We start from the raw sequence: 26,716 nt of genomic DNA, 5'->3' as shown, positions 1-26,716 counted from the left end.
CGGGCCATCAAAGATCTGGCTGCGGGGGGGCCGTCAACAGGCAGAACTGGCCGGCCAGCCAGGGCAGTTGTGCGACTGCCGGGTCGATGGCCCGGGTCTGAATCAGTTGCCGCAGGGTGGCGATGACCGTGGCGCTGGTCCGGGTGTCGTGAACCTCGGGCATGAAGGCGGAAAGGGTGCGCGAAAACCCCTTGCCGGGAAAGGGAACCAGGCGCAGCTGCCGGTGAAAGCGCCCGTCGCGGGCGTAGCAGGCGGGCGTGGTGATAGCCCAGCCACATCCTTCGGCCACCATGTTCATGATCGACTGGTTGCTCTCGAACTCGAACCTGTTGGGCAGCGAAATGCGCAATCGCCGCAGCTGCGCCTCGATCATCGCGCCGATGATCTGGCTCTGACTGTAGCGCAGGAAGGGCAGGGGGCTGGTGCCGCTCAGGAACTCCTCGGGCGCGGTGGCGGCGTCCAGCGGCACCGCCAGCACGAAGGGATCGCGCAGCAGGGGCGCCTCCACCAGCCCGGGCTGGCTGAATTGCGGGCGCGTGGCGATCCCGATGTCGACGTCCTGGTTGCGCAGCAGGGTCAGGATATCGTGGCTGGGCCGGGTCAGTTGCCGGAAACTGCACCCCGGCAATTGTGTCAGCAGGATGCGGGCCAGTTCCGGCGCGATCTCGCTGTCGAAATCCTCGACCAGCGCCAGGCTGAGATGGCGCGCATCAGAGAGCGGGCCGGATTGTGCCTCGATTTCCGCGTGGCGCAGCAGGCTCATGGCCTCGTCCACATTGCGCAAGAAATTCGCACCGGTGGGCGTGACCGGCATGGGCCGGCGGCTATGGTCGAACAGCGGCGCGCCTAGCACGTCCTCAAGCTTGGACAGGTGGTGCGACACGGTACTGACGGATAGCCCGGCCTGTGCAGCCGCCGTCTGCACCGATCCGCTGCGCGCAACCAGCTGAAAGACTTCGAGCCACTTGAGACTGAGCTGGGATTTCTTCATCGGACATGCCAGCGTTCATTTCTAACTTCTCTGAATGAACATTTGACGGGATCGAAAGTAAAGCGATGATTGACCGTGACTAGGCGGCGCGGCGGCTGTCGATCTGGCTCAGCGTGTCGCGCCAGAGGTCGGGCAGGGTGGCCAGAACGCGCCGCAACGCCTCGGTATCGTCGGAGCGCGCGGCGATTTCGGCGCGGAAAAGGGCGGATTGCAGCGCCACCGCCCCGAAAGTAGCCGCCGAGCCGGCAAACTGATGCAGTTCAGCGGCCAGTTCCTGACCCGGAACCACCTTGGCCGCGTCCAGCCTGTCGACAATACCCTGGCCCTCGGCGACGAAGGCATCCAGCACACGGGTCAGGTTTTTCACCGGCAGCACGGCATAGAGTTGATCCAGCACCTGGGTGTCGACGCTGGCCGGTCCGGGCCTGGGCGCCTCGCGGACGGGACCACCGGCCAGGATGTCACGCAGGGCGGCGCGGCGCAGCGGCTTGGTGCAGATGGCATCAATCTGAACCCCGCGGAAACGCTCGTTGAGTTCCGGCTGGAAATGCGCGGTCAGCGCCACGATGCGGCTGTCGCGGGACGGGCCATCGCCGGTCCGTATCTGCCTTGTGGCTTCGATCCCGTCGAGACCGGGCATGTTGATATCCATCAGGATCAGGTCGAAACGCCGCTTGCCGGCTTCGGTCACACCCTCATGCCCGTCTGTGGCCAGCACGACCTGATGCCCGTCCTTTCGCAGCATCTCGTGCAGGACGAAACGGCTGCTGTCGTTGTCTTCGACCACCAGGATGTCCAGTTCCCGTGCCGGGATCTGATGCAGGCGCGCCGCGTCGGCGATATCATCGCTATCGTTCGCGCGCGGCAGGGGCAGACGCACCCAGAACAGGCTGCCCTCGTGGCGTTCGCTTTCGGCACCGATCTCGCCGCCCATCAGCGTGACGAGGTGCTTGGCGATACCAAGTCCAAGCCCCGTGCCTTCGGCGCCGCCGTTGTCGTCCAGCCGCACGAAATCCTCGAAAATGCGGCTCAGGTCCCGTTCGTCGATGCCCATGCCGGTGTCGCTGATCTGGAATTCGACCTCGTCAGACGGCGCTTCCACCGGGCCAAGGCGGGTGACCTCGATGGTGATCAGCCCGCCACGGGTGAATTTGATTGCATTCGACAAGAGGTTGAGAAGCACCTGATGCAGCCGGTTCGGATCCCCCGTTACGCTGCCAAGCGGAACGGTCGAGCGTATCAGCTCGACGGTGTTGCCATGGGCCAGCGCCTGGGCCTGCTGACCCTGCAGCAGTTCCGTCAACAGCCCATCCAGGTCAAAGTGGTCGCTGACCAGGCTCAGCGGCTCGCCCTCGGCCTGGGTGACTTCGAGCGCATCGTTGATCTGGTTGAGCACCAGCTGCCCCGAGGATTGCATGATCTGGGTATAGCGGGCCTGCTCTGGCGACAGTTGGGTTTCGTCGAGCAGGTCGAGCGCGCCGAGAATGCCGTTGAGCGGGGTGCGCATCTCGTGGCTGATCATGCCCAGGAAACGGGCCTTGGCCCTTTCCCCGGCAAGCGCCTTGTCGCGGGCGGCGCGCATCTCGGCTTCGGTGGCGACCCGCTGCGAGATGTCGCGCAGGAAACAGACGCAGACATTGTCGCCCGAGCGCGACGCCAGGTTTGCCGACATCTCGACCGGAAAGATGCGCCCGGAATTGTCGCGCGCGGATAGCTTGGTACAGAGGTTGGGACCATTGGCGCACGATCTGATCAGCATCTCACCGGTCACCGGGTTCAGGGTACCGTTGGCATCTGCCTTGAACAGAATTTCCGAAATGTCGGGTCGGTTCTTGCCGTCATGCGGCAACCCGAAGATCGTCTTGGCGATCCTGTTACCTTCGAGTACCGCGCCGGACGGGTTCATCACGATAATCGCGTCCTGCGACGTGTTGATGATCGTCGCAAGCCGGTTAAGCGTATTGCGGTTCTGCATCGCCCGGCGGCGGTACCGGATGTAAAGCTGCCAGAAGAGCGCAAGCAGGGCGGAAAGCGTTGCCAGCAGGACCAGGCTGAGCGCGATCATCTGAACCAGCTTGTTGGCCAGCACGGTTCGCTGGGTTTCACGCCGGTTCACGTCATAGGCGATGCCGACGCTGGACAGGCGTTGTGTTGTCTGGACAAGGTCGTCGGCCATCGCCAGCAATTCGTCGCGGCGCCGGAACACCGAGGATTCGGGGCCGTCAATCAGGTCGGCCTGCCGGTCGGCGCCGTCGCGCAGGGTCGCGACAAGTTCCTGCGCGCGGTTGGAGCTGAGTGCTTCCTGGTACGTTTCCGCCGACGACAGCGTGAAGACCCGGCTGTAGAAGATGTCGAAACGCATCCGCAGATCGGCCAGGGTGGCCGGATCGGTGGGGGTCAGGCGTTCGATGGCGTGAAGGTATCGTGCATGTTCGACTTCCAGCTTGGCCACAGACCACTGGATGTTATCGCTGTGGGCCGTACGATACTCGTCGAGTTTCAGGAATACTTGCGTGGTCAGAATGACAGTGGCCAGAAGGCACAGCGCCGCGGCCACGCTCAGCAGGGTCAGCTGGGTGCGCCGGGCCATGATGCGTCTGATCAGCTTTCGTATCGCCAAGAAACCTCCGTTCGATCCGGCAGCAATCTTTTGCTACCGCGAAATGATGATCCGGTCCAGTTGCCAGACGCTGCGCGAATAGACCGACTCTGTCCGGAATTTCCGGTCGGAATCGTAGTCGTAGACCAGCCAGAGCGGGCCCTTGCCACGGGCGGACATCGGTTTGCCGTTCATCAGATAGGCCAGCATCGCCCCGTCACTGGTGGGATCATCAAGCGGCAGGAAAACACTGTAGTGATTGATCGCGATAAGTTCAATTTCGCCGTCCGTGACGTCCAGCGGGTCCAGCAGACTGCGTAAGGCGACGCCCGTGAAATGAGGGGTGCCCGCAGTCCAGTTCGTGCTGGTTTCAAACGTGACCGCCGGCAGTGCCATCAGGTCGGATCTGGTGAATGTCACGATCTTGTCTTCGCGCCCGTCATCTCCTTCGATATTGATGGTCAGCAAGACCGGCTGCTGATTTGCAGCCGCAGTGTCAATCAAGCCCGAAACGGTCAGGAAAATGACAGAAAATAACATGGATAAGTTGTTAGCTTTGACCATATTCGTTAACGATTCCAAACGGATCAGGAAAGAAAATGAAATCAGCTTCGGGCCGGCGGCACCATCCCCCTATGCAATCGTATAGCCAGCGCGTATTATCGACTGGCATTACAAAAAAAACTGAAGCACAAAACGCGCGTCTTGCAGGCTTGCGCAGCTATGGGAAATCGAAGCTGCGAAGTACCGAACTTTATATGGTTACCGAAAGAACGCTCATGCGGAAATTACTTCTGGCAGACGATCATGAATTGGTTCGCGAGACGATTGCGGATTATCTGCGTCTGCAGGGCGGATTCGACGTGTCGACGGCGCAGAACCTGGACGAAGCACTGGAGGTGGCGCGCAGGGAAGGTCCGTTTGAACTGGCGATGCTGGACTATTCGATGCCGGGGATGGATTCGCTTTCAGGCCTGGCGCGGATGCGTTCGCAGACGGGGTATCCGGTGGCTATTCTGTCCGGAACGGCCACGCCTGATGTTGCCCGCCGCGCGCTTTCCTCGGGGGCTGTCGGGTTTCTGCCCAAGACGCTTGCGCCGCAATCCCTGGTCAACGCGGTGCGGCACATGCTGACCGGCGAGGTCTACATGCCGCTGGAGTTCCTGAATGACGAGGGCGCGGATGAGGCCGATGTCACCCTGACCCCGCGGGAACGCGACGTGCTTCTGGGGATTACAGAGGGGAAATCAAACAAGGAGATCGCCCGTGACCTGGATATCCAGGAAGTGACCGTCAAGCTTCATGTCAAGACGCTGTCGCGCAAGCTTGGCGCGCGCAACCGGACTCACGCTGCCATGCTGGGGCGCGACCTGGGGTTGATGTAGCCGAAACCGTGGGCGTGTCTGTGTCTGCTTGGCGGACAAAGTGAGCCTTCGCAGCAGCAGCGCTAGTGGGTGTTTCCAACTTCATTTGCAAATCAGTGTGTTTGGTCAGTCGGTCGCCGCACAGCCGTATCTTTGAGAAAATTTAAAGCTCAGACTTCAGAACGAAAAAGAGAAAAGCTGCGAGTGCTACGGCGACCATCAGGCCAACTTCGATGCCAAAGAAATCCAAAAAAAACAGACCGGCGAAAACAACAAACGCCAAGCCAGACAAGAAAAAGGCCCATCCATTAAAGGCGATGTCAACCACGACGGAGACAATCCAGGAAATCACACCCGCTTCTGGATGAGAAGCCGACTCTGGGCGACTTCCGCGACTTACTCTCGGTGCGATGCGCACCAGCCTCTCCTGAAATGACTTTCGATCGGCCATGTCTTGATTCTGCAATTACGTTTTGTGCCTTCCCTACTGTGGCCCGGAAAATTGGCAAGAGTATGGCAAACAGACCTTGGTGCAGCCCGCAGCATCAAGCGCTAAGCGGGACGAAACGGACCTTCACAACAGAGGGCAGTGACAGACCGCGGGTGGGCGCAGCTACGTATGCTAGTCGCGCTTTATGGTGACACACACCTCCAACGAGTATTGGGTTTGTAACTTCGAAAAAGCGCCCGCCCATAAGGGCGGTCGGGCGCTGCGCGCCTAGATTCCGGGCAAGGGTGCCATGGCCGCTTTGGGCTCGGAGCGGACATTCCGAACAAAAAAAGACCCCGCTACCTGACGGGGCCTTCGTTTGTCTATATCCGCGATCAGGCGCGGCGGCGGCGGCCCCCGGCGCGGCCGCCACGGCCACCGCGGGCGCCGGCTTCTTCGCCGGGCTTCGGCGGGGCCTTGTTGAACTTGATCCAGTTGCCGCCATGCGGGTCGTTATTGGTCAGGAAGTTGGCGGCCATGATCGCCTCCATCTCCTTGCCTGCCTTGGCCTTGGTCGATCCCAGGCCAAAGAGCTGGCAGAAGCTTTCTTCATCCATGTCCTCGGGCAGCACGATACCGGCGGCGGCGATTTCGGCCTTCTTGGCCTCGATCTCGGACGGTTTCACCGGCAGTGCAATCGGGTTCATGATGGCCGAGGTCATCCCGGCACCCATCGCCATCGGCAGGAAGGCGTTGTTGATGCCATGCCTGTTGGGCAGGCCGAACGAGATATTGGATGCGCCGCAGGTGGTGTTCACGCCCAGTTCCTCGCGCAGGCGGCGCACCAGGGTGAAGACCTGCTGACCGGCAGTCGCCATCGCACCGATCGGCATGACCAGCGGATCGACCACGATGTCATGCGCCGGGATACCGAAATCCGCCGCGCGTTCGACGATCTTCTTGGCGACGGCAAAGCGCACGTCGGGATCCTCGGAGATACCGGTGTCGTCGTTCGAGATCGCCACCACCGGCACGTTGAACTTCTTGACCAGTGGCAGCACCAGTTCCAGCCGGTCTTCCTCGCCGGTGACCGAATTCAGCAGAGGGCGGCCCTCGGCGGCTTGCAGGCCAGCCTCCAGCGCACCCGGCACCGAACTGTCGATGCAAAGCGGCAGATCGACCAGCCCCTGGACCAGCTCGACCATCTTGGTCATCAGCGGCGGCTCGGTCTCGTTCGGGTTGGGGTTGGAGTTATAGACCACGCCCGCGTTGATATCGAGAACCGTCGCCCCGGCGGCGGCCTGCGCGAGCGCATCCGATTCCACGGTCGAGAAATCGCCCGCTTCCAGCTCGGCCGCCAGCTTCTTGCGGCCCGTCGGGTTGATCCGTTCCCCGATCACGCAGAACGGTTCATCAAACCCGATGACGGCGGTCTTGGTTTTGCTTTCGACGATGGTGCGGGTCATGTCTTATCCTTGTTGGTTGGCGGGAACGGTCGATGTGCCCCCGTTTTCAATCGCCCAGGTGGCGTTGGTCTTGATTCCGCCCAGCGGGAAGAAATGCACGTTGGTGATATTGAAATCGGGGTTGGCGGCCTTGTGGGCGGCCAGCTCCGCGATCACCTCGGTGGGCTCGTAGGGCAGCAGCAGCTTGGTCACGTCCATCGCGCGTTTCTGCAACACCTTCAGCGACGGGCCGACGCCACAGGCGATGGCGAACTTGATCAGCGTCTGCAGCTTGGCGGGGCCAGCGATACCGATGTGGATCGGCAGTGTGATGCCCGCGGCGGCCAGGTTGTCCGCCCAGGCGATGATCGGCTTGGCGTCGAAGGCAAACTGCGTGGCTAGCGCCATCTCGGCATCGGTGGTCTCGGAAAACTTCTGTTTCCAGCGCAGTGCGTCCTCGACATTCTTCATCGAACCGTCGGGGTCAATATCCCTGTTGCCCTCGGGATGCCCGGCGACATGCAGGCGCTTGAATCCGGCCTTGTCGAACTCTCCCGATTCCAGCAGCTGCATCGAGCTGTGGAAATCGCCATGCGGTTCGGTCACACCGCCCGCAAGCAGCAGCGCCTGGTCGACATCCGCCTCGCCCTGGTAACGGGCGATCCAGTCGGCCAGCGTTTTCTGATCCTTGATGATGCGCGCCGGGAAATGCGGCATCACCTTGTAGCCTTCGGCGTTGACGCGCTTGGCGGTGGCGACCATGTCCTCGATCGGTGTGCCCTCGATATGGGCGATGTAGACACGGGTGCCGGCGGGCAGCAGTTCGCGGAAATCCTCGACCTTCTCAGCGGTCCGAGGCATCACCTCGATCGAGTAATCCCTGAGGAATGCCTCGACCTGACCATTGACTGAGGGCGTCCCCGGTTTTTCGCGCTTGCGGAAGTTCAAAAGAGCCATTGCGGCCTCCCATCAATATTCGGGCTCATGCCCAGCCATCATTGGCGATCAGGGCCTTGATCCGGTCCTGATCATATTCGGCGTCCAGCCGGGCGGCCTCGGTTTCGGCCACCTGATCGGCATCTCCTTCGACCGGGTAGGGATCGGCCTTGCGCCATTCGGCCAGGTAATCATCGGTGCTTTTCGCGTTCACCTTCATGGCGGCGCGGTCGATAGCCTGTTCGAACCGTTCCGGCAGCTGCTTTTTCGCGCCCCGGCGGCCCTTGCCGACAATCACCTGTGCGGGAATGTCCCGCCAGTACACGATGGTTACGTCAACCATGGCTGATTCCTCTTTGCCCAGTTGCCTTTCTCTAAAGCAGCATGGTTCAAATGCGACATCCATTTTCGACAAGTTTGCGATCATGAACGACGCGCGCACCCTAGCTTACACCCGACGGGCGCGGCTACCGCAGAAATTGTGAAAATATCTCAAGATCATGATCGATATCGCCAATGCTTGCGCGACGAACGGATTGGAATTAGTTTGGGGGCAACTCGAAATGGAGGGCGTGACGTCATGACGCCCAAGCGTCCCGAAGGTGCGGGCGCGATCCCTGAAACGGTAGAGAGCCCCGCACTGAGCTCGCCCGATCCAGCCAACCTCTACGCGGCGCTGGATCTGGGAACAAACAGTTGTCGTATGCTGATTGCCCAGCCGCAGGGCAGTCAGTTCGTGGTGGTCGACAGCTTCTCGAAATCGGTACAGCTGGGCGCCGGGCTAGAACGCTCGGGGCGGCTGTCGCGCTCGTCGATCTACCGGACGATTCAGGCGCTGAGGGTATGCCAGCAAAAGCTGAAACGGCATCGCGTCAAACGGATGCGCCTGGTGGCGACCGAGGCCTGCCGCCGCGCCAGCAACGGCAGCGAATTCATGGCCCGGGTGCGGCGCGAGACCGGGTTGCAGCTGGATATCATCGAACCCCAGGAAGAGGCGCAGCTGGCCGTCGTTTCCTGTGCGCCGCTGGTCAGCCGCAACACCGATCAGCTGTTGGTGGTCGATATCGGCGGCGGCTCGACCGAGCTGGTGTGGATCGACCTGACGGATGTCCCCCCGGCGGAGCGGCCGAAATCCATCATGCGGATGCATAACGGGTTTCACGCCGCGTCCCGCGAACGTCCGGCGGCAAGGGTGGTGGACTGGATCAGCGTACCGCTGGGCGTGGCGACGTTGCGCGACCAGTTCAACGATGTCGAGGATGACAGCGCCCGGTTCGCGCTGATGAGCTGGTTCTTCGAGGAGAACCTGGCCGAGTTCGCCCCCTACAAGGACGAACCGCCGCGCGAGGGGTTCCAGATCGTCGGGACCAGCGGCACGGTGACGACGGTGGCGGCCAGCCATCTTGGCCTCAAGCGGTATGACCGCAACAAGGTGGACGGGCTGCGCATGACCAGTGACGAGATCGACAAGGTGATCCGCAACTACCTGGCGCTTGGGCCCGCCGGGCGCCGGCGCGATCCGCGGATCGGGATGGACCGGCAGGCGCTGATCATGTCGGGCGCGGCGATCCTGCAGGCGCTCCTGCGCTGCTGGCCGACGGATCGGCTGTCGGTGGCGGACAGGGGGCTGCGCGAGGGGATGCTTTATGCGCAGATGTCGGAGGATGGTGTGTTGACGGATGGGGATGCGTGATGGCGAAGGGGCCGGATGGCAAGAACACTTCGGGGCGCGGGCAGCGCGATCTGACGGTCAAGGTCAAGACCGCGCGCGGACGCCGTGCGTCGTCAACCCGCTGGCTGCAACGTCAGTTGAACGATCCCTATGTCAAGCGTGCCCAGGCCGAGGGGTACCGCGGTCGGGCGGCGTTCAAGATCATGGAACTGGATGACAAGTACCGGTTCCTGGTGCCGGGGGCGCGGGTGGTTGACCTGGGCTGCGCGCCGGGCGGCTGGTGCCAGGTGGCGGTGCCACGGGTGAATGCCCTGGGCGAGAAATCCGGCAAGGCGGTGGGCCGGATCATCGGGGTGGACCTGCTGGAGGTCGAGCCGCTGGCCGGTTGCGAATTCCATGTCCTTGATTTCATGGAAGACGGTGCCGACGACAAGGTCAAGCAATGGCTGGGCGGCAAGGCCGATGTGGTGATGTCGGACATGGCGGCGGCGTCCTCGGGTCACAAACAGACCGACCATCTGCGGATCATGGCGCTGTGCGAGGCGGCGGCCTGGCTGGCCTTTGACGTGCTGGAACAGGGCGGCACCTTCGTGTCCAAGGTGCTGGCCGGCGGGGCAGAGGGCGAATTGCAGAAGATCCTAAAGCAGCGCTTTGCCAAGGTGGCCAATGTCAAGCCGCCGGCATCGAGATCGGACAGCTCGGAAAAATTCGTCGTGGCCACGGGGTTCAGGGGCGAGAACTAGACGCTTTGCCGGTATCGGTGTTGAACGATCTGTCGGCGCGTGCCAGAAACCGCTGGATCTGTGATCGTTCCAGATCCTCCCGTGGCGGCGCGGCGCGATTGGCGGCCCGCAGGATGTTGTCCTGGCGGATCAGTTCGAACAGGCGGGCGTGACGCAGCTGTGAAGCTATGCGGTCCGGTTTGTCCATCGACCCCTCGTGCGTGAGCGCGTGGCTTTTTGCACCGGGCAGATTGACATTCCATTAAGGCGAATTTGGCGCGCCCCCGCAGCGATATTGCGGCGAATGGCGGCTATGTTGCGGTCAATCTTCCTCGTACCACCAGACCTCGGGCAGGAAATGCACGCCGTCGCCGTAAATCGGCAAATTGTCCTTGGGGTATTTCAGCTCTTTCAGATGGGCGATGCGGCCCACGGAATATTGCTGGATCGGGATGGCATAGCGCCCGCTGGTCAGAACCCGGTCCAGGGCGCGGGTGGCGGCGACGAAATCCTCGCGCGTCTGGGATTGCAGCATCGCGTCGATCATCGCCTCGGCAGCGGGCGATTTCATGCCCATCAGGTTGCGCCCACCGGGCGTGTCCGCCGCCTGTGCGCCCCAATAGAAAACCTGTTCATTGCCGGGGCTCAACGAGATCGCCCGGCGAAAGAAGGCCAGATCGAAATCATAGTCGGCCTCGCGCGCATCATATTGCGCCGAGTCGATGGTTTCGATCTTCAGCGCGATGCCAAGACGCTCCAGCGCGCGGGCATAGATATCCATCATCGTCGAGGCCTGCTGGAGAAGCCCGTCCTGTTTCAGCACCACGTTCAGGATCAGCGGGCGCCCGCGGGCGTTGGTCAGCACACCGCGCGCGTCGACGGTCCAACCGGCATCGGCCAGAAAATCGCGGGCCCTGAGCAGGTTCTTCCGCGCCTGCACGCGATCGGGGCTTTCGGGCAGGGCATAGCCCGACAGCGCCTCGGGCGGCAGGTCGCTGGCGAAGGGTTCCAGCAATTCCCTGACCCGGCCCGTGGCCGGGCCCGGGCGCATCCCCAACTCGGAATTCGAGAAATACGAGCTGATCCGCGGCTGCCGCCCCCCGGTCAGCGTGTCATTGATGGAGTCGAAGTTGAAGGCGTGGATCAGCGCATCGCGCACGCGGATATCGTCCAGCGGCGGGCGGCGGGTATTCATCACGAAACCGGCCATGCCCGACGGTTTCTGATCCGGGATTTCGGATTTGACGATGTCACCGCGCTGGACAGCGGGAAAGCTGTACTGCGCATCCCATTTCTCTGCGTTGAATTCGCGCACGTAAGACACCGCGCCACCCTTGAACGCCTCTTTCAGCACAGTGTCATCGCCGTAGAACTCTATGCGGATCTCGTCGAAATTGCTGGTGCCCCGGCGCAGCGGCAGGTCCTTGCCCCAGTAATCAGGGTTGCGGCGCAGCACGACGTTCCGCCCGACCTCGTAGCTGTGCACCGCGTAGGGGGCGGAACCGATCGGCACATCGCTGATCCCGGCCTCGGCGAAATCCTTGCCGTCCCACTGGGATTTCTTGAGGATCGGGCGCAGACCGGCAACAAGCGCCAGTTCCCGGTCCGCGACGTTGAACGTCATCCGCACGCGGCGCGGTCCGGTCGCCTCGATCCTGTCGATCTTGGACCAGACGCCACGATAGCGGGCATGACCCTCGCTGCCCAGCGTGCGGTAGGACCAGATCACATCCTCGACCGTGACCGGGCTGCCGTCGGAAAACCGCGCCTCGGGGCGCAGGGTGAATTCGACCCACTCCCGATTCGGGCCGGTTTCGACCGATTCGGCCAGCAGCCCGTAAAGCGTGAAGGGTTCGTCATAGGACCGCCCCATCAGCGTCTCGTGCGTGAGGTAGCGCAGCTGCCAGGGCGGGGTGCCCTTGACGGTGAACGGATTGAGCGAATCGAAGCTGCCGACATTGCCGGTAACAACCCGCCCGCCCTTGGGGGCGGCCGGATTGGCATAGGGCAGGGACACAAAATCAGGTGGTAGCGCGGGATCGCCATACATAGCTATGCCATGAACGGGTTCCGCAACCAGTGGCTGAGTGATGGAGAGAACAAGGAAAGCAGCTGCCAGGGTCCGCAAACGGCGGAAAAATTCTGATCTCATTTCGGCAACAATTCCCCGGATTCCTTGTTTGTCTGGGCTGGAACGTAATTAGGGTTTTACGTCTTTTCAAACTTTTAGCTTGGATGCGAGCGCCAGATTGCTTATAAAGGGGTTACTGCTCGATAGGTTTCTTGCCTGTATGAAACCTGCCTCAATAACTTAACGCCCGCTTCGTGCGGGCGTTTTTTTTTGGACCGCCCTGTGCGGTATTCCACTGCACTTTGCAGATGCAGCATGATATGCAGGCCCCATATACCAAAGGAGGGCTGAACATGTCGCTATCGGGTAAGACCGCAATCATCACCGGATCGAATTCGGGTATCGGCCTGGGGGTCGCCACCGAGTTGGCACGGGCGGGGGCAGATGTGGTGCTGAACTCGTTCACTGATTCGGATGAGGATCATGCTCTGGCCGAAAAGCTGGGCGCAGAGCACGGGGTGACGGCGCGCTATATTCAGGCCGACATGTCGAAGGGCGACCAGTGCCGTGCGCTGATCGAAAAGGCCGGGGCCTGCGATATCCTGGTCAACAATGCCGGCATCCAGTATGTCGCGGGCATAGATGCCTTTCCGGTCGAGAAATGGGATGCAATCATAGCGATTAATCTGAGCTCGTCCTTTCACACGACGGCGGCGGCCCTGCCGCTGATGCGCAAGGCCGGCTGGGGCAGGGTGGTCAACATCGCCTCGGCCCACGGTCTGACCGCCAGCCCGTTCAAATCGGCCTATGTGGCGGCCAAGCACGGGGTTGTCGGGCTGACCAAGGTTACCGCGCTGGAGACCGCCGAGGAACCGATCACCGCCAATGCGATCTGTCCGGGCTACGTGCTGACCCCGCTGGTCGAGGCTCAGATCCCCGATACGATGAAGGAATACGGGATGGACCGTGAAACCGTGCTGCGCGAGGTGATGCTGACGCGCCAGCCCAGCCGGGAAATGGCCACCGTCGACCAGATCGGCGGCACGGCGGTGTTCCTGTGTTCCGAGGCGGCCACGCAGATCACCGGCACGACGATCAGCGTCGATGGGGGGTGGACCGCGCTGTGACGGGTTTCGGATTGCTGGCGCAATCCGACCGGGGTGGGGGCGTTGCCCCCACACCCCCAGAGTATTTCAGGAACGATGAAGGATCGGCGGGATGGCCAAGCTGAAACGCATCAATCTGGCGCTGCAGGGTGGCGGTGCGCATGGGGCATTTACCTGGGGTGTGCTGGACCGGTTGCTGGAGGAGGAGCGGATCGAGGTGGCGGGTATCTCGGGCACCTCGGCGGGGGCGCTGAACGGCGCGGCCTTCAAGGCCGGGTGGCTGATGGGCGGGCGCGAGGGCGCGCGCGACAATCTCGACTGGCTCTGGGGGCGGATCGGCGCGGTGCAGGACATGCGGATGCCGGTCTGGATGGCGGGGGTGATGCCCGCGCCGGCGCTGGTCAGCGATGTGCTGCAGATGTCCTGGCCCTTCACGGTCATGGACACCATGTCGCGGGTGATCTCTCCCTATGCCTACGGGCCGTTCTACAGCAACCCGCTTCGGCCCGTGGTCGAGCGTTTCAGCTATGACAAGGTCTGTGCCGATCGGGGGCCGTCATTCTGCGTCTGTGCCACGAACGTGCATAGCGGCAAGATCAGGGTGTTTACCGGCGACGAGATCAGCAGTGAAAGCCTGTTGGCCTCGGCCTGCCTGCCGACATTGTTCCAGGCGGTGGAGATTGACGGCGAGCATTACTGGGACGGCGGCTATACCGGCAATCCGGCGCTGTTTCCGCTGTTTGCCCCGGGGCTGCCGGATGACATCGTGATCGTCAACATCAATCCGCTGGAACGCGCCGAGGTGCCGCGTGCGGCGCATGAAATCCAGAACCGGATCAACGAGATCAGCTTCAATTCTTCTTTGCTGCGCGAACTGCGCGCGATCAGTTTCGTCCAGCGGCTGATTGCTGAGGGTGCGATCACCGAGGGCGCGATGAAACGCGTGCTGGTGCACATGATCGCCGATGACGACCTGATGCGGGAACTGTCTGTTGCCACCAAGCTGTTGCCCAACCCCTATTTGCTGGGCCGCCTGAAAGAGGCTGGGCGCGCGGCGGCGGATCGGTTTCTGGCCGATCATTTCGATGATCTGAACGTTTCCAGTACGACCGACCTGAAAGAGATGTTCGGTTAAGCCCGGTTGCCGTTGCCGTTGGTCTTGCCGTTCCCGTTCTGCCCCGGATAGACCAGGCCTGCAGAAATCACCAGCTTGGCGGCATCCTCGATCGACATTTTCAGTTCGATCACATCCTCCCGCGGCACGAACAGCAGGAAACCCGAGGTCGGGTTGGGGGTGGTCGGCAGGAAGACGCTGAGCATCTCGTTGGCGGTTTCGGGATGGGCCGCCACCTCGCCCTTGGCGGTGGTCGAGATGAAGCCGATCGCCCAGATCCCCTTGCGCGGATACTGGATCAGGCAGGCCTTTTCAAAGCTGCGTTCGGACTGGGCAAAGACCGTTTCGGAAATCTGCTTGATGCCCGAATAGATCGTGCGGACGACGGGCATCCGTTCGACCAGGGATTCCGCGTAGGCGATCAGCGAGCGGCCGATCAGCCCCTTGGCAACCCAACCCACGAAGACCGTGAAGATCAGGAAGAAGATGACGCCGACGCCGCGCAGGTTGATGCCGATATATTTCTCGGGGTTGAAATTATAGGGCACCAGCGGCAGCACGACCCCGTCGATCCAGCCGATCACCGACCACATCAGCCAGATCGTCAGGCCCACCGGCGCAATGACCACCAGGCCGGTCAGGAAACTGGCGCGCAGCCCGCCGAAGAGGCGTGGTTTCTTGGGTTGCGGCGGTTCTTCGTCGAAGGGCGTGTTCATCAGGCACAAATTATTGGGTCAGGACTGCGCACATGTAAGCAGAATTCCGCCGGGCGACAATGGGGCAGGGCAACAGATTTCCGATGGATATTCGCGGTTTGCCTGAATTTTCAACCCTGCGTTGCTAATGGCGCACCAATTCAGCGGCAATCGCTGCCGCCAGGCGCGCATTATTCAGGACAAGCGCGATATTGGCCTTCAGAGTTTGCCCCCCGGTCAGGTCACCCAGGCGTTTGAGAAGATAGGGGCTGACGGCCTTGCCGGTGATGCCCTGATCGTCGGCCTCACGGCTTGCGCGGGCAATCAGGGGCGCAAGGCGGCTGGCCGGGATCTCATGCGCCTCGGGGATCGGGTTGGCCACCAGCTGCCCGCCGGGCAGGCCAAGCTGCGCCCGCATCCTGTGGGCCGCGGCGATCTGGCCGGCATGGTCCATGCGCAGCGGCGCGGGCAGACCGGACTGCGCCGACCAGAAGGCGGGAAAGCTGTCCTGACCCACGGCGATCACCGGCACGCCAAGGGTTTCGAGCAGTTCGAGTGTCTTGGGCAGGTCGAGGATGGCCTTGGCGCCCGCACTGACAACAGTCACCGGGGTTTGGGCCAGTTCCTGCAGATCGGCGGAGATGTCAAAGCTCTGCTCGGCGCCGCGATGCACGCCGCCGATCCCGCCGGTGGCAAAGACCGCGATCCCGGCCAGATGGGCCGCAATCATCGTCGCCGCGACTGTTGTCGACCCGGTGCCGCCGCGGGCCAGGCAGACCGCCAGGTCGGCCCGGCTGAGCTTGGCCACGTCCGGTGTCCGGGCCAGGCGCGCCAGCTGCGCATCCGTCAGGCCGATGTTCAACTGCCCGTTCAGCACCGCGATCGTGGCCGGGGTCGCGCCGGCCTCTCGCACGGTGCGTTCCACCTGGCGGGCGGTTTCCAGGTTTTCGGGGTAGGGCATCCCGTGGGTGATGATCGTGCTTTCCAGTGCAACCACGGGCGCGCCGAGGTCGCGCGCCTTGCGGACATCCGGTGAGAGGGTCAGGAATTTCATGGGCGGATCATGTCGCGATGCGACCGGTTTCGCAATTGTCGTTGATCCGATGACAGCATGAATTGCCTGGCATGAATTGTTTCAACACAGGTGTTTCAGCGACGTATCAGACCGCGCTTTTCTGTTTCAGTTGTAACAACGTCATCAGGCGCGCCACCCGCGTCTGGTCTGTAAACCATATGAAAACAGACCGTTTCCCGGCAAGGTCAGCAAAAAGCCGCCCTTGCAACATTTGAAACGCAAAACCCCGCCGGGTGAAAAGAAACTGCAACCTTGGCGGCGCAGACCCGCCACACCGCAGAACTGCCCGGTATTCAGAGGGGCGCCTGTGGACACCCTGTAACCGGTGTACGCACCGATCGAACAAGGACTTTAGAATATGGCACATTTCACGAGTACAACAATTGACGCGCTGGTATCGGCCAAGCAGCCTTTTCTGACCGATGGCGGCCTGGAAACGACGCTGGTCTTCCTCGAAGGGGTGGACCTGCCCGCTTTTGCCTCCTTTCCGCTTCTGAACGACGAAAAGGGCCGGGCGATGCTGAAGGGATATTTCGAGAGATACCTGCGACTGGCACAGGAAAATGCCACCGGGTTTGTGCTGGACACGCCCACCTGGCGCGCCAGCCAGGGCTGGGCCGAAGATACCGGCCATACCCCGGAACAGATCGACCGGATCAATGCCAAGGCGGTGCAGTTTGCCCGCGACATCGCAACGGAATGGGAGGCCAGGGGCGTGCCCGTCGTGGTCAATGGCGTCGTTGGTCCGGCGGGCGACGGCTATGTGCCGGACCACGCCATGTCGGCGAAAGAGGCGCAGGAATACCACGCGCGGCAGGTGGTCAACTTTGCAACCGCCGGTGCGGACATGGTCTCGGCGGTGACGATGAACTATGTCGAAGAGGCGATCGGCATCGCCCGTGCCGCGCGGGCTGCCGGGGTGCCCGTGGTGATCTCGTTCACCGTGGAAACCGATGGCAGGCTGCCCACCGGGCAGAGCGTTGCCGAGGCCATCGCCGAGGTGGACAGCGCGACGGATAGTGCACCGATCTATTACATGATCAACTGCGCCCACCCCGATCACTTCTCGGCCATTCTTGATGGCGCCGACTGGACCCGCCGCCTGGGTGGGCTGCGGGCCAATGCCAGCCGGATGAGCCACGAAGAGTTGGACAATGCCGAAGAGCTGGATGATGGTGATCCGCAGGAATTCGGCCAGCTGCACGCGGCCCTGATGCAGGGGCTGACCGGGATCAAGGTGCTGGGCGGTTGCTGCGGCACCGATCACCGGCATGTGCAGGCGGTCGGGGATTGCTGCGTCAAGGGCCGTGCCCATGCCGCTTGAAGGAGACACTATGCAGTCCGTTCTGATACGCCCTGCCGGAGTCGACGACGCGCCTGTTTTCAGGCGCGTCTTTGAACTGGCCAGCGAGGGCCTGGCGCCCTGGGTCTGGCAACAGGCGGTAACGGCGGACAAGGATGCCGGCGCGATCAGCCTGGAGCGCATGGAGGCGAAACTTGGCGCCGCCGCACCGGGCACGGCGCTTGTGGCCGAAATGGGCGGGCAACCGGTGGGCGGGGTTATTACCTATGACATCGGCGCCGAGCCGGAAGAGATCGAAGACGACACCCCGGCGGTGTTTGTCCCCCTGATCGAGCTGGAAAACCGCGCGCCGCGCACGCATTACGTCAATGCCCTTGCCGTCTTCCCGCGTTTCCAGGGGCAGGGCATCGGCCGCCGCTTGCTGCAGGCGGTCTATCGCAACGCGTTGGATAACGGCATGAGCCTGATCGCCGAAGACGCCAATCTGTCCGCGATCGGGCTTTATGAAACCGAGGGGTTCACCGAGGTTGCCCGCCGCCCGGTTGTCGAGGCGCCCGGCTGGTCCAGCCCGGGGCAGAACTGGATCCTGATGATCCGTCCGCCACAGACGGCAGGGGCGCCGATTTAGCCCTTGCCACGGGGCGCATTCTCCAGTATGCGCCCCTTCATTGAAATCCGCAGGTACGGGCGGGCCGTTGGGGGAGACATCCCCATATGTCCACCGGTTGAGGCATCCGCCTCTCATCCCGTGCCGAGGCGAAAACCGGAAAAGGAAAACGACATGGCTCTTCCAGAGTTCACCATGCGTCAGCTGCTTGAAGCTGGCGTTCACTTCGGCCACCAGACGCAGCGTTGGAACCCCCGCATGGGCGAGTTCATCTATGGCGCGCGCAACGGCATCCACATCATGGACCTCACGCAGACCGTTCCGCTGCTGGACGCGGCGCTGAACGCGATCCGCGAAACCGTCGCCAAGGGCGGCCGGGTTCTGTTTGTCGGCACCAAGCGTCAGGCCAGCGCCCCGATCGCCGAGGCGGCCGAGAAATGCGCGCAGTATTACATGAACCACCGCTGGCTGGGCGGCACGCTGACCAACTGGCAGACCGTTTCGAAATCGATCCAGCGCCTGAAGCAGATCGATGAAGCCCTGGAAGGCGGCGCCGAGGGCCTGACCAAGAAAGAGCGTCTGGGCATCGAGCGCGACCAGGAAAAACTGCAGGCCTCGCTGGGCGGTATCCGCGAGATGGGCGGCACGCCGGACATGCTGTTCGTGATCGACGTCAAGAAAGAAGCCCTGGCCGTGGCCGAAGCCAACAAGCTGGGCATCCCGGTCGTGGCCGTGGTCGATACCAACTGCTCGCCCGACGGGATCGATTACATCATCCCCGGCAACGACGACGCGGCGCGCGCCATCTCGCTCTATTGTGACCTGGCATCGCGTGCGGCGCTGGACGGCATGTCGGCGCAGCTGGGCGCGGCAGGTGTCGATCTGGGCGCGATGGAAGAAGCCCCGGCCGAGGAAGCCGTAGAAGAGGCGCCCGCGGAAGAAGCTGCAGCCGAGGCACCGGCCGAGGAAGCCGCCCAGAGCTGAGCCGCTTTTACAGAACTGACATGGGGGCAGGGTAGGCCCGCCCCCAGGCATAATCGAGAATTTTGAGGAGAGCCGAGATGGCGATCACTGCTGCAATGGTGAAGGAACTGCGCGATTCGACAGGCGCAGGCATGATGGACGCAAAAAAGGCACTGACCGAGAACGATGGCGACATGGAAGCCGCCGTCGACTGGCTGCGCACCAAGGGCCTGGCGAAGGCCGCCAAGAAATCCGGCCGTACCGCGGCCGAGGGTCTGGTGGCCGTGAAGGTTGACGGGGGGCGCGGCGTCGCGGTCGAGATCAACTCGGAAACCGACTTCGTTGCCAAGAATGCCGAATTCCAGGGCATGGTCAGCGCGATTGCCGGTGCCGCGATTGGTGCCGCTGATCTGGACGCGCTGAAAGCCGCCGATCTGGATGGCAAGACGGTCGAGGCCACGATCACCGACAAGATCGCCACTATCGGCGAGAACATGTCGCTGCGCCGCATGGCGTCAGTCGAAGGCGACACGGTTGTGTCCTACGTCCACAACGCCGCCGCGGACGGCATGGGCAAGATCGGCGTATTGGTCGCGCTGAAGGGCGACGAGGCATTCGGCAAGCAGGTCGCGATGCACATCGCCGCCACCAACCCGGCCGCGCTGAACGAGGCCGAGCTGGACCCGGCGGTGGTCGAGAAAGAAAAACAGGTTCAAATCGACATCGCCCGCGAATCCGGCAAGCCCGAGCAGGTGATCGAGAAGATGATCGTCGGCCGCATGAAGAAATTCATGTCCGAGGTCACGCTCCTGGGCCAGTCCTTCGTGATGAACCCCGACCTGACGGTCGAGGCCGCCGCCAAGGAAGCCGGCGCCGAGATCCTGGGCTTTGTCCGCCTCGAAGTGGGCGAGGGCATCGAAGTCGAAAAAGAAGACTTCGCGGCTGAGGTTGCGAAAGCGGTCCAGGGCTAATACCAGCCTGGGAATTAAAAAGAATAAGGGGCGCCCTTGCGGGTGCCCCTTTTTTGTTGAATGAAACATCAACTTACTGACCGTTCTGAGTCCAAAGTAGTCAGTCAATGCGAGCGGCGTGATTGCCAGACCGCGGGGTGGCGGCGAACCTGAGTTCAGCGCAATTTATCCCTGCCAGAACCGAAAAAGACCTGAAGGATGCGCCTACTTCACCCAATCGCCAGCCCGGGGGGCGGTCTGGCGATCGCGCGGCGGCCTGCGGCCTTGATTCCGCGCGGGGAACACCGCAACGTCTGCTTTGTCCGCAAAGCGGACATACATTCTTGTGCGGTTTCTTGTCTGAACGCTTAACGCATTGCAGAAATGCTGCGACCGGTGCTATATCTCCTTCCGGCAATCGGCGATGGCGTCGCCGGAGCGCATCACAGCCTCCTGCCGTTTCACACGATCCTGTACGCCGGGACTTTCAATCGGGAGGTTGAGGGGCCCGGCCTTCGTCTCCTCCAATCAGGGAGGCGCGGGCCATGTCTTGGTCGCCAGAGAAAACGCAGGTCAACAGCTGGAACGAGTGGGATCCGCTGAAACATGTGATCGTGGGCCGGGCGGATGACTGCCATATCCCGCCCGAGGAACCGGCGTTGGACGCCAAGGTACCCGAAGACAGCGACATGCGCGGGCAGTGGGGCAGGCGGCCTCAGGAGACGATTGACCGCGCCAACGAGCTGCTCGATAACTTCGCCGACCTGCTGCGCAAGCGCGGCATTCGCGTGGATCGGCCCACGCCGATCGACCACAGCCTGCCCGCCACCACGCCGGATTTCCACACCGACAGCCAGTTCGGCTGCATGCCGCCGCGCGATGTGCTGCTGACCGTAGGCAGTGAAATGCTGGAGGCGACGATGTCCTATCGCTGCCGCTGGTTCGAATATCTCAACTACCGCCCGCTGATGCAGCAGTATTTCAACGAGGACCCGAATTTCCGCCATGAATGCGCACCCAAGCCGCGCCTGACCGATGCCGATTACCACCCCGATTACCTAAGCGAGAAGATCGGCGTGGAGAAGCGGCTGAAATGGACCGCCGAGAAATTCTTTGTCACCACCGAGGAGGAACCGCTATTTGACGCGGCCGACGTGCTGCGTTTTGGCCGTGACCTGGTGGTTCAGCACGGGTTCACGACGAACCTCAAGGGCATCGAATGGATCCGGCGGCATTTCCCCGATCACCGCGTCCACGCGGTCAACTTCCCCGGTGATCCGTACCCGATCCATATCGACGCCACCTTCACGCCGCTGCGCCCCGGTCTGATCCTGAACAACCCGCAACGCCGCCTCCCGGACGATCAGCGCAAAATGTTCCAGGACAATGACTGGGAGATCGTCGATGCCGCCCAGCCCGCCCATAACACGCCGCCGCCGCTGTGCTATTCCTCGACCTGGCTCAGCATGAATGTGCTGGTTCTGGACCCCAAGACCGTCTGCGTCGAGAAATCCGAAGTCTACCAGGCGGAACAGATGGACAAGCTGGGCATGGACGTGGTCGAGGTCGAGCTGCGCGACGCCTATGCCTTTGGCGGCGGGCTGCATTGCTGCACCGCAGACGTTTACCGCGAGGGCGATTGCCAGGATTATTTCCCAGAGATGTAGCGGGGCAGGGCGCTCGCCTTAGGCGGGTGCGGTGCCGCCTTGAGGAGCGGCACCGCGGGTCGTTGGACTGTCCTCTAGTTGGGGATGAAACGACAGTCTGGTAAGCGCCGGTCACTGACCCGATCAATAAGACCAGTGACCGACATCCGGTAGGACCGGCAGACCCGAGTGCCCTGATATCACAGAGGTTCCGGGCCTGATGTTCCCGGGCTTAAAGCCACCACTCACGGAACATCACTATATTGCGACGTAACGCGCTTTAGCGAAAGTCTGGATTTCCTTACCAGATGCCTAAATTCGGCTCATATCGGAAACAATGTTCTCGTATGACGGGAATTATGTATCCAGCACGAACATTTGATTCTGAAAAGCGGCCTTCAGAACCGCCTGTGCCGTGGTCTCGACGCTCAGGGCCTCACGTGCCAAACGCAGGTGCTTTTCCACCGTTGCGGGCGTCAGTTCCAGCAGCATCGCGATATCCTGGATCGTCTTTCCGTCGCCCACCCATTCCAGCACCTCGCGCTGCCGTTTGGTCAGCGAGCGGCCGGGCGCGGTATAGGGTAGGGACAGGATCCGCAGATGCGCCATGTTGTTGAGCGCAACGATATCTTCGCCATGTTCCTCCCAGATCGCGTCCACGTCTTCCTGGCTCAGACCTTCGCGGGCGGTCAGGGCGATTGCCCCCTTGGTTCTGGGTGAAATCGACTTGAAACTGACGGAATAGCCGGCCGTCACCCCCATGGACTGGTTGAACTCCAGGACCTTGGCCTCCTGCTCGGTCATCGCCCCGGAAGAGATCATCATCCGCAGGACCGACCATGAACAGGCACCGTCATGTTCCAGCGCCCAACGGACCATGGGCGCATGAAAGAACAGGCCCTCGCCAATGAACACATCCGTGTAATCGACGCTGTGATTGGTCAGCAGCACGAAATCCTCGGGATCCCCCAGAGAGGTCGCGGTACGGTAGCGTGTATAGCCATAGATCAACCGGTCAAATCCGTAATCGGCCATGCACTTGGTGTGAATGTCCCACAACGCCTCGATACTGGGCGTGTTGAGCAACCTGTTGATCTGCGTCGTCGGGATCATCCGGCTGCCTCCAGATGGTCACGCATCGCCTGGATCGCCATCGGATATCCCGCGGCACCGAAACCGCAGATCAGGCCAAGGGCAACACCGCTGATATAGGACCGGTGCCGGAACGCCTCGCGCGCGTGGATATTCGACAGGTGCAGCTCGATCACCGGCAGCTCGACCGAACTGATCGCATCGCGCAGCGCGATGGATGTGTGCGTATAGGCGCCGGCATTCAGGACGATGCCATCGACGGATCCGCGCGCCGCATGGATCATGTCCAGCAAAGCACCTTCGTCGTTGCTTTGCCGGAAATCGACCGTCACGTTCAGCGCGTCGGCCTTTTCCCGGCACATCGCTTCGATATCCGCCAGCGTCGTGGTGCCATACACGTCAGGCTGCCGCTGACCCAGCAGATTGAGATTGGGACCATTAAGAACAAGAATAGAAGTCATGGTGAATGTATTCCTCGCCAGTCTGTTTAGACCAGAAGCACCGACGCTGTCGAGCATGGCAGCGGCAAGTTACTGAAATTTGCGGAGGTTTGTAGCTGTTGTGGTCATCTGGCAGGGCCTGTTGACGGATAATTCCGCGGTTGTTGATCTGCTTTTGGGTAAGGTACGCAACATAAGACGCTGTAATTAAGCGGTTTAAGGAACTTCAGGTTAGTTGGATACACTCCGAAGATGTGGGGTGTATCCCCTTGACATACGGTAGTTCGTACCTATCTCCTTAAGTATAGGAGATAAGCCAATGAAAATGTGCAACGTTCGTCAGTTCTTCAAGCAGTTCCCCGACGATGAGGCTTGTTTGCTGCACCTGTTTGACGTGCGTTTCGGTCAAGGCCACGACTGCCCCAAGTGCAAGCGTGAAGCTAAGTGGTATCCCCTGACGAACGAAAAAGCTTACTCCTGCCAGTGGTGCGGCCATCACATTCATCCGATGGTCGATACGATATTCGAAAAGAGCCGCACACCCCTGCAGCTCTGGTTCTATGCAATCTTCCTGTTCACCACGTCCAAGCACGGCGTCAGCGGCAAGGAATTGCAGCGTCAGCTTGGCGTTACCTACAAGACCGCGTGGCGCATGGCGGCGCTCATTCGTGAACACATGGCCGCTATCGACGGTGAAGCGCCCCTTGGTGGCGAAGGCAAGATCGTAGAGGTTGATGAAACCTATGTTGGTGGCAAGACCGAAGGCCGCGACTGGCGTGCCCGCAAGACTGTTGTAATGGGCATGATCGAGCGCGGCGGCGATGCCATGCTCAAGGTTGTTCCCGACCAGAAGCGCGGATCATTGATGCCCGTGATCCGCGAGAACGTAGCAGGCGGAACAGAAATCCACACAGACGAACTGAGCGCCTACAAGAAAGCCATCCGTTGGAACGCTATGGACACAAGACCGTGAACCACTCAGAGGGCGAATACGCCACGCCAGAAGGTGTCAGCACGAACCAGATTGAGAGCTTCTTTAATCACCTGAAAAAGTCTATTGCTGGCACCCATACCAGCGTTTCACGCAAGCACCTGCAGCGTTACGTCAAGGAGTTCGAATACCGCTTCAATCGTCGTCTGCGTCCCGAGACGATGCTTTCCGAATTACTTTCTCGATTTCCCGAACTGGACGCTTGAGAACTTCATCCAACTTGTCGAGGTCGCCTTCGGGATCGGCCTCGTGCTCTTTGATGACGTCCTCTAACTTATTGTCTTTCCTTGCTTTCTTAAGGTTTGTCATTTTTTGAGCCACCTAAGATATTCATCTATAGACGGGCGGTAAATCTCAGTGATTGACCAATCCATGTCCTCATCGTCCGTTATAACGCCGTCCGTAATGTCGTACACACTCTTGGATATTGTACTTGGTATATTGCGGAGCGCGCTACTCTGCTCCTTGTGGCCACGCGCCCTGATAAGGCCTTCACTAATCCCATTGAGAAAGAAATGCTCTACGCAAGGCCATACACTTCCATCTGGCGTCTCACCGACATTTTTCAACGCTTGGGCCATTTCGCCGGTTTTGTCGAATGCCGGTAAAGTGGCTTTATCATAAAAATGCGGCGCCGCTGTTTCCATATCGATCCAAGATTCATATTTTGGCTCGGGCGGCGACAGCTTTTCCCGACGATCCTTACATTCAGCGCGCGCCTCGTCACGCTGACGTATCGGCGCTGATGCGGTTGCACCAATCAACAGAAAGGCAAAACCACCAATTATCCAAACTACAGCCCACCATCCCTCAATTGCACCGATCACAGCGCCACCGCCGCCATCATGCACCCAAAATAACTTACTGTTTTGAATAACCCAACAAGCGTCGCGCCATCCACATATCCAAGCCGTTTCTTCCAAGTCGATTTCGCCCATACCCAATTCATCTCACGGTTCTCCCGTGAGAGTCGAGGGCAAACGTATGCTGAGGGGATACACCCCAAAGATGTTACCATAATACTGATTATGCGAATATTTGAGATGTAGCCGCAAAGCTAAAATGTCACCCGTGAGCAATTCAGGAATGTCACTCTGCCCTCAAAAATCATTGAGGGTGAGCAGACATGGGATGGGTGGTTATGAGCGAGCGCGAGCTGAACCGCGTGGAGGTTCTGGCGCAGGTCGATGACGGTCGGTTGAGCGTCGACAATGCGGCGAACATGCTGGGACTAACGCGACGACAGGTTTTCAGGCTGTTAAAGCGGTATCGTCAGGATGGCGCTTCCGCGATCCGGCACAAGGCGCGCGGCAAACCTCCGAACAACCGCATCCATCAAGCCAAACGAGATTACGCGCTTAGCCTGATCAAAGAGAACTATGCAGATTTCGGGCCGACACTGGCGGCTGAGATGTTGGCCGAACATCACGGATTCAAGGTTTCGCGTGAGACGATGCGCAAATGGATGCAAGAAGATGGCATCTGGCTCTCGCGCAAGCAGCGCCGGACGTTTCATCAGCCGCGCTTGCGTCGGGAATGCTTCGGTGAACTGATCCAGATTGACGGGTCTGACCATCGGTGGTTCGAGGATCGGTGCGATCCTTGCACCCTGCTCGTCTTCATTGACGATGCGACCAGCACATTGATGGAGCTGCGGTTTGTCACATCTGAGAGCACCTTCAGTTGTTTCGAGGCACTGGAAAGCTATTTGCTCAAACACCGGCGCCCGGTCGCGTTCTACAGCGATAAGCACACCGTTTTCCGCGTGCCAAAGCCCAACGAACACATGACGGGCATGACCCAATTCGGGCGCGCCCTGGCCGAGCTGAACATCGAGATCATATGCGCCAATTCTTCCCAAGCCAAAGGCCGTGTCGAGCGGGCGAACCGAACGCTTCAGGATCGACTGGTCAAAGAGCTGCGCATTGCGGGCATCTCAAACATGGACGACGGCAACGTATTTCTCGCGGGCTTTGTTGAGCGCCACAACGCCAAGTTTGCCAAGGTTCCGGCCAAGCCAGACAACCTGCATAGCGCCTTGAACATCGAGCCAGATCGTCTCGCCGAGGTCTTCTGCTTGCGCGACAAACGCTATGTCACCAAGGATTTGACGCTAAAGTACGACCGCAAACGCATCCGGTTGGAAGTCAACGATCTGACACGCGGATTGGTTGGCAAATACGTTGATGTTTACGAGATGCCAGATGGACGTATCCAGGTGCGCGCAAAAGGTGTTGCCCTACCCTGCAGCATTTTCGATCCGCACCAGCAACGGGTCACGCACGCCGCGATAACCGAGAACAAACGCCTCGGTGCAGTCCTGGCTCATATCAAAGAGGAACAAGAGAAGGCCGCGCCGCCGCCCAAGGTCAAACCTGTCAGCGTAAAGAACGGCTACAAGAAGACAGGCCGCCGTCCCCGGGGGCGACCTTCAAAGATGGAAACGTATTATGAGCGACGACGTGCAGAACGATCTGCTAAGGAAGACGCTCAAACTTAAAGCC

At 61.0% G+C, this 26,716-nt stretch carries 27 protein-coding genes; 13 read left to right on the top strand and 14 right to left on the bottom strand.

Features of this window, described 5'->3' with window-relative positions:
* Nucleotides 1–7 precede the first annotated feature (7 nt).
* The 3 genes from AAFO92_RS06150 to AAFO92_RS06140 all read right to left on the bottom strand — a co-directional run bounded on the left by AAFO92_RS06150 (nt 8) and on the right by AAFO92_RS06140 (nt 4,130).
* Complete coding sequence (locus AAFO92_RS06150) at nt 8–991, bottom strand: LysR family transcriptional regulator (protein ID WP_347533777.1); 984 nt, start codon at nt 989–991, stop codon at nt 8–10.
* Nucleotides 992–1,070: 79 nt separating this feature from the next.
* Nucleotides 1,071–3,611 carry an ATP-binding protein gene (locus AAFO92_RS06145; RefSeq protein ID WP_347533776.1) on the bottom strand — a complete coding sequence of 847 codons (2,541 nt, stop codon included), beginning with the start codon at nt 3,609–3,611 and terminating at the stop codon, nt 1,071–1,073.
* Nucleotides 3,612–3,644: 33 nt separating this feature from the next.
* Nucleotides 3,645–4,130 (bottom strand): molybdopterin-dependent oxidoreductase, encoded by a 486-nt coding sequence (locus AAFO92_RS06140; RefSeq protein ID WP_347533775.1) that lies wholly within the window; start codon nt 4,128–4,130, stop codon nt 3,645–3,647.
* 239 nt (nt 4,131–4,369) lie between these two features.
* Between AAFO92_RS06140 and AAFO92_RS06135 the strand changes: the two genes are divergently transcribed.
* The gene (locus AAFO92_RS06135) at nt 4,370–4,975 is read left to right on the top strand and encodes a response regulator transcription factor (RefSeq protein ID WP_347533774.1); all 606 of its coding nucleotides are present in this window, start codon (nt 4,370–4,372) and stop codon (nt 4,973–4,975) included.
* Between the two features lie 142 nt (nt 4,976–5,117).
* Here AAFO92_RS06135 and AAFO92_RS06130 read toward each other — a convergent pair whose 3' ends face one another.
* The 4 genes from AAFO92_RS06130 to AAFO92_RS06115 form a co-directional block, all read right to left on the bottom strand.
* Nucleotides 5,118–5,405: a hypothetical protein gene (locus AAFO92_RS06130; RefSeq protein ID WP_347533773.1), complete on the bottom strand. Its 288-nt coding sequence runs from the start codon at nt 5,403–5,405 to the stop codon at nt 5,118–5,120.
* 374 nt (nt 5,406–5,779) lie between these two features.
* A complete protein-coding gene (locus AAFO92_RS06125; protein WP_347533772.1) occupies nt 5,780–6,850 on the bottom strand; it encodes a methyltetrahydrofolate cobalamin methyltransferase in 1,071 nt (356 codons plus the stop codon).
* A gap of 3 nt (nt 6,851–6,853) precedes the next feature.
* A complete protein-coding gene (locus AAFO92_RS06120) occupies nt 6,854–7,786 on the bottom strand; it encodes a methylenetetrahydrofolate reductase (RefSeq protein ID WP_347533771.1) in 933 nt (310 codons plus the stop codon).
* Nucleotides 7,787–7,811: 25 nt separating this feature from the next.
* The gene (locus tag AAFO92_RS06115; protein WP_347533770.1) at nt 7,812–8,108 is read right to left on the bottom strand and encodes a virulence factor; all 297 of its coding nucleotides are present in this window, start codon (nt 8,106–8,108) and stop codon (nt 7,812–7,814) included.
* Nucleotides 8,109–8,345: 237 nt separating this feature from the next.
* Here AAFO92_RS06115 and AAFO92_RS06110 point away from each other — a divergent pair, with 237 nt between their 5' ends.
* Nucleotides 8,346–9,458 carry a Ppx/GppA phosphatase family protein gene (locus AAFO92_RS06110; RefSeq protein ID WP_347533769.1) on the top strand — a complete coding sequence of 371 codons (1,113 nt, stop codon included), beginning with the start codon at nt 8,346–8,348 and terminating at the stop codon, nt 9,456–9,458.
* Complete coding sequence (locus AAFO92_RS06105) at nt 9,458–10,180, top strand: RlmE family RNA methyltransferase (protein ID WP_347533768.1); 723 nt, start codon at nt 9,458–9,460, stop codon at nt 10,178–10,180. The genes AAFO92_RS06110 and AAFO92_RS06105 overlap by 1 nt, the downstream gene beginning before the upstream one ends.
* Here the strand turns inward: AAFO92_RS06105 and AAFO92_RS06100 are convergent.
* Together AAFO92_RS06100 and AAFO92_RS06095 are read right to left on the bottom strand one after the other, a co-directional pair.
* Nucleotides 10,164–10,367, bottom strand: a complete 204-nt coding sequence (locus AAFO92_RS06100; RefSeq protein WP_347533767.1) for a hypothetical protein — start codon at nt 10,365–10,367, stop codon at nt 10,164–10,166. The genes AAFO92_RS06105 and AAFO92_RS06100 overlap by 17 nt on opposite strands.
* Before the next feature lie 114 nt (nt 10,368–10,481).
* A complete protein-coding gene (locus tag AAFO92_RS06095) occupies nt 10,482–12,311 on the bottom strand; it encodes an extracellular solute-binding protein (protein ID WP_347533766.1) in 1,830 nt (609 codons plus the stop codon).
* A 272-nt stretch (nt 12,312–12,583) separates the two neighbouring features.
* Here AAFO92_RS06095 and AAFO92_RS06090 point away from each other — a divergent pair, with 272 nt between their 5' ends.
* Nucleotides 12,584–13,357, top strand: a complete 774-nt coding sequence (locus tag AAFO92_RS06090) for a 3-hydroxybutyrate dehydrogenase (RefSeq protein ID WP_347533765.1) — start codon at nt 12,584–12,586, stop codon at nt 13,355–13,357.
* Between the two features lie 91 nt (nt 13,358–13,448).
* Complete coding sequence (locus AAFO92_RS06085) at nt 13,449–14,471, top strand: patatin-like phospholipase family protein (protein ID WP_347533764.1); 1,023 nt, start codon at nt 13,449–13,451, stop codon at nt 14,469–14,471.
* Here the strand turns inward: AAFO92_RS06085 and AAFO92_RS06080 are convergent.
* Both AAFO92_RS06080 and AAFO92_RS06075 read right to left on the bottom strand, forming a co-directional pair.
* Complete coding sequence (locus tag AAFO92_RS06080; protein WP_347533762.1) at nt 14,468–15,166, bottom strand: DUF502 domain-containing protein; 699 nt, start codon at nt 15,164–15,166, stop codon at nt 14,468–14,470. The genes AAFO92_RS06085 and AAFO92_RS06080 overlap by 4 nt on opposite strands.
* A 124-nt stretch (nt 15,167–15,290) precedes the next feature.
* Nucleotides 15,291–16,199 (bottom strand): pseudouridine-5'-phosphate glycosidase, encoded by a 909-nt coding sequence (locus AAFO92_RS06075; RefSeq protein ID WP_347533761.1) that lies wholly within the window; start codon nt 16,197–16,199, stop codon nt 15,291–15,293.
* 379 nt (nt 16,200–16,578) lie between these two features.
* On the opposite strand from AAFO92_RS06075, the gene AAFO92_RS06070 reads away from it, so the two are divergent.
* From AAFO92_RS06070 to AAFO92_RS06050, 5 genes are all read left to right on the top strand, one after another.
* On the top strand, nt 16,579–17,544 hold the full coding sequence (locus tag AAFO92_RS06070) for a homocysteine S-methyltransferase family protein (RefSeq protein ID WP_347533760.1): 966 nt from the start codon (nt 16,579–16,581) through the stop codon (nt 17,542–17,544).
* Between the two features lie 10 nt (nt 17,545–17,554).
* Nucleotides 17,555–18,151 (top strand): N-acetyltransferase, encoded by a 597-nt coding sequence (locus AAFO92_RS06065; protein WP_347533759.1) that lies wholly within the window; start codon nt 17,555–17,557, stop codon nt 18,149–18,151.
* Between the two features lie 153 nt (nt 18,152–18,304).
* The gene (rpsB, locus tag AAFO92_RS06060) at nt 18,305–19,114 is read left to right on the top strand and encodes a 30S ribosomal protein S2 (protein WP_347533758.1); all 810 of its coding nucleotides are present in this window, start codon (nt 18,305–18,307) and stop codon (nt 19,112–19,114) included.
* Between the two features lie 77 nt (nt 19,115–19,191).
* Nucleotides 19,192–20,064, top strand: coding sequence for a translation elongation factor Ts (gene tsf / locus AAFO92_RS06055; protein ID WP_347533757.1), 873 nt, complete (start codon nt 19,192–19,194; stop codon nt 20,062–20,064).
* Nucleotides 20,065–20,588: 524 nt separating this feature from the next.
* Nucleotides 20,589–21,710 (top strand): serine/threonine protein kinase, encoded by a 1,122-nt coding sequence (locus AAFO92_RS06050; protein WP_347533755.1) that lies wholly within the window; start codon nt 20,589–20,591, stop codon nt 21,708–21,710.
* Nucleotides 21,711–22,046: 336 nt separating this feature from the next.
* On the opposite strand, the gene AAFO92_RS06045 is transcribed toward AAFO92_RS06050, so the two are convergent.
* Together AAFO92_RS06045 and aroQ are read right to left on the bottom strand one after the other, a co-directional pair.
* Nucleotides 22,047–22,802: a LuxR family transcriptional regulator gene (locus tag AAFO92_RS06045; RefSeq protein WP_347533754.1), complete on the bottom strand. Its 756-nt coding sequence runs from the start codon at nt 22,800–22,802 to the stop codon at nt 22,047–22,049.
* A complete protein-coding gene (gene aroQ / locus AAFO92_RS06040; protein ID WP_347533753.1) occupies nt 22,799–23,242 on the bottom strand; it encodes a type II 3-dehydroquinate dehydratase in 444 nt (147 codons plus the stop codon). The genes AAFO92_RS06045 and aroQ overlap by 4 nt, the downstream gene beginning before the upstream one ends.
* 298 nt (nt 23,243–23,540) lie before the next feature.
* Between aroQ and AAFO92_RS06035 the strand changes: the two genes are divergently transcribed.
* Nucleotides 23,541–24,194: an IS1595 family transposase gene (locus AAFO92_RS06035; protein WP_347533752.1), complete on the top strand. Its 654-nt coding sequence runs from the start codon at nt 23,541–23,543 to the stop codon at nt 24,192–24,194.
* Entirely contained in the window at nt 24,191–24,418 is a 228-nt protein-coding gene (locus AAFO92_RS06030; protein ID WP_347533751.1) for a transposase, read from the top strand. Before AAFO92_RS06035 ends, AAFO92_RS06030 begins: the two co-directional genes overlap by 4 nt.
* 99 nt (nt 24,419–24,517) lie before the next feature.
* On the opposite strand, the gene AAFO92_RS06025 is transcribed toward AAFO92_RS06030, so the two are convergent.
* Complete coding sequence (locus tag AAFO92_RS06025; RefSeq protein ID WP_347533750.1) at nt 24,518–25,150, bottom strand: hypothetical protein; 633 nt, start codon at nt 25,148–25,150, stop codon at nt 24,518–24,520.
* Between the two features lie 188 nt (nt 25,151–25,338).
* Between AAFO92_RS06025 and AAFO92_RS06020 the strand changes: the two genes are divergently transcribed.
* Nucleotides 25,339–26,712, top strand: a complete 1,374-nt coding sequence (locus AAFO92_RS06020) for an ISNCY family transposase (RefSeq protein ID WP_347533749.1) — start codon at nt 25,339–25,341, stop codon at nt 26,710–26,712.
* Nucleotides 26,713–26,716 lie beyond the last annotated feature (4 nt).

The sequence above is a fragment of the Roseovarius sp. CAU 1744 genome, from assembly GCF_039839345.1.
In the GTDB taxonomy this organism is placed as follows: Bacteria; Pseudomonadota; Alphaproteobacteria; order Rhodobacterales; family Rhodobacteraceae; genus Roseovarius.
The sequence above is the reverse complement of the archived record's forward strand: the minus strand, read 5'-3'. Positions and strand labels throughout refer to the sequence as shown.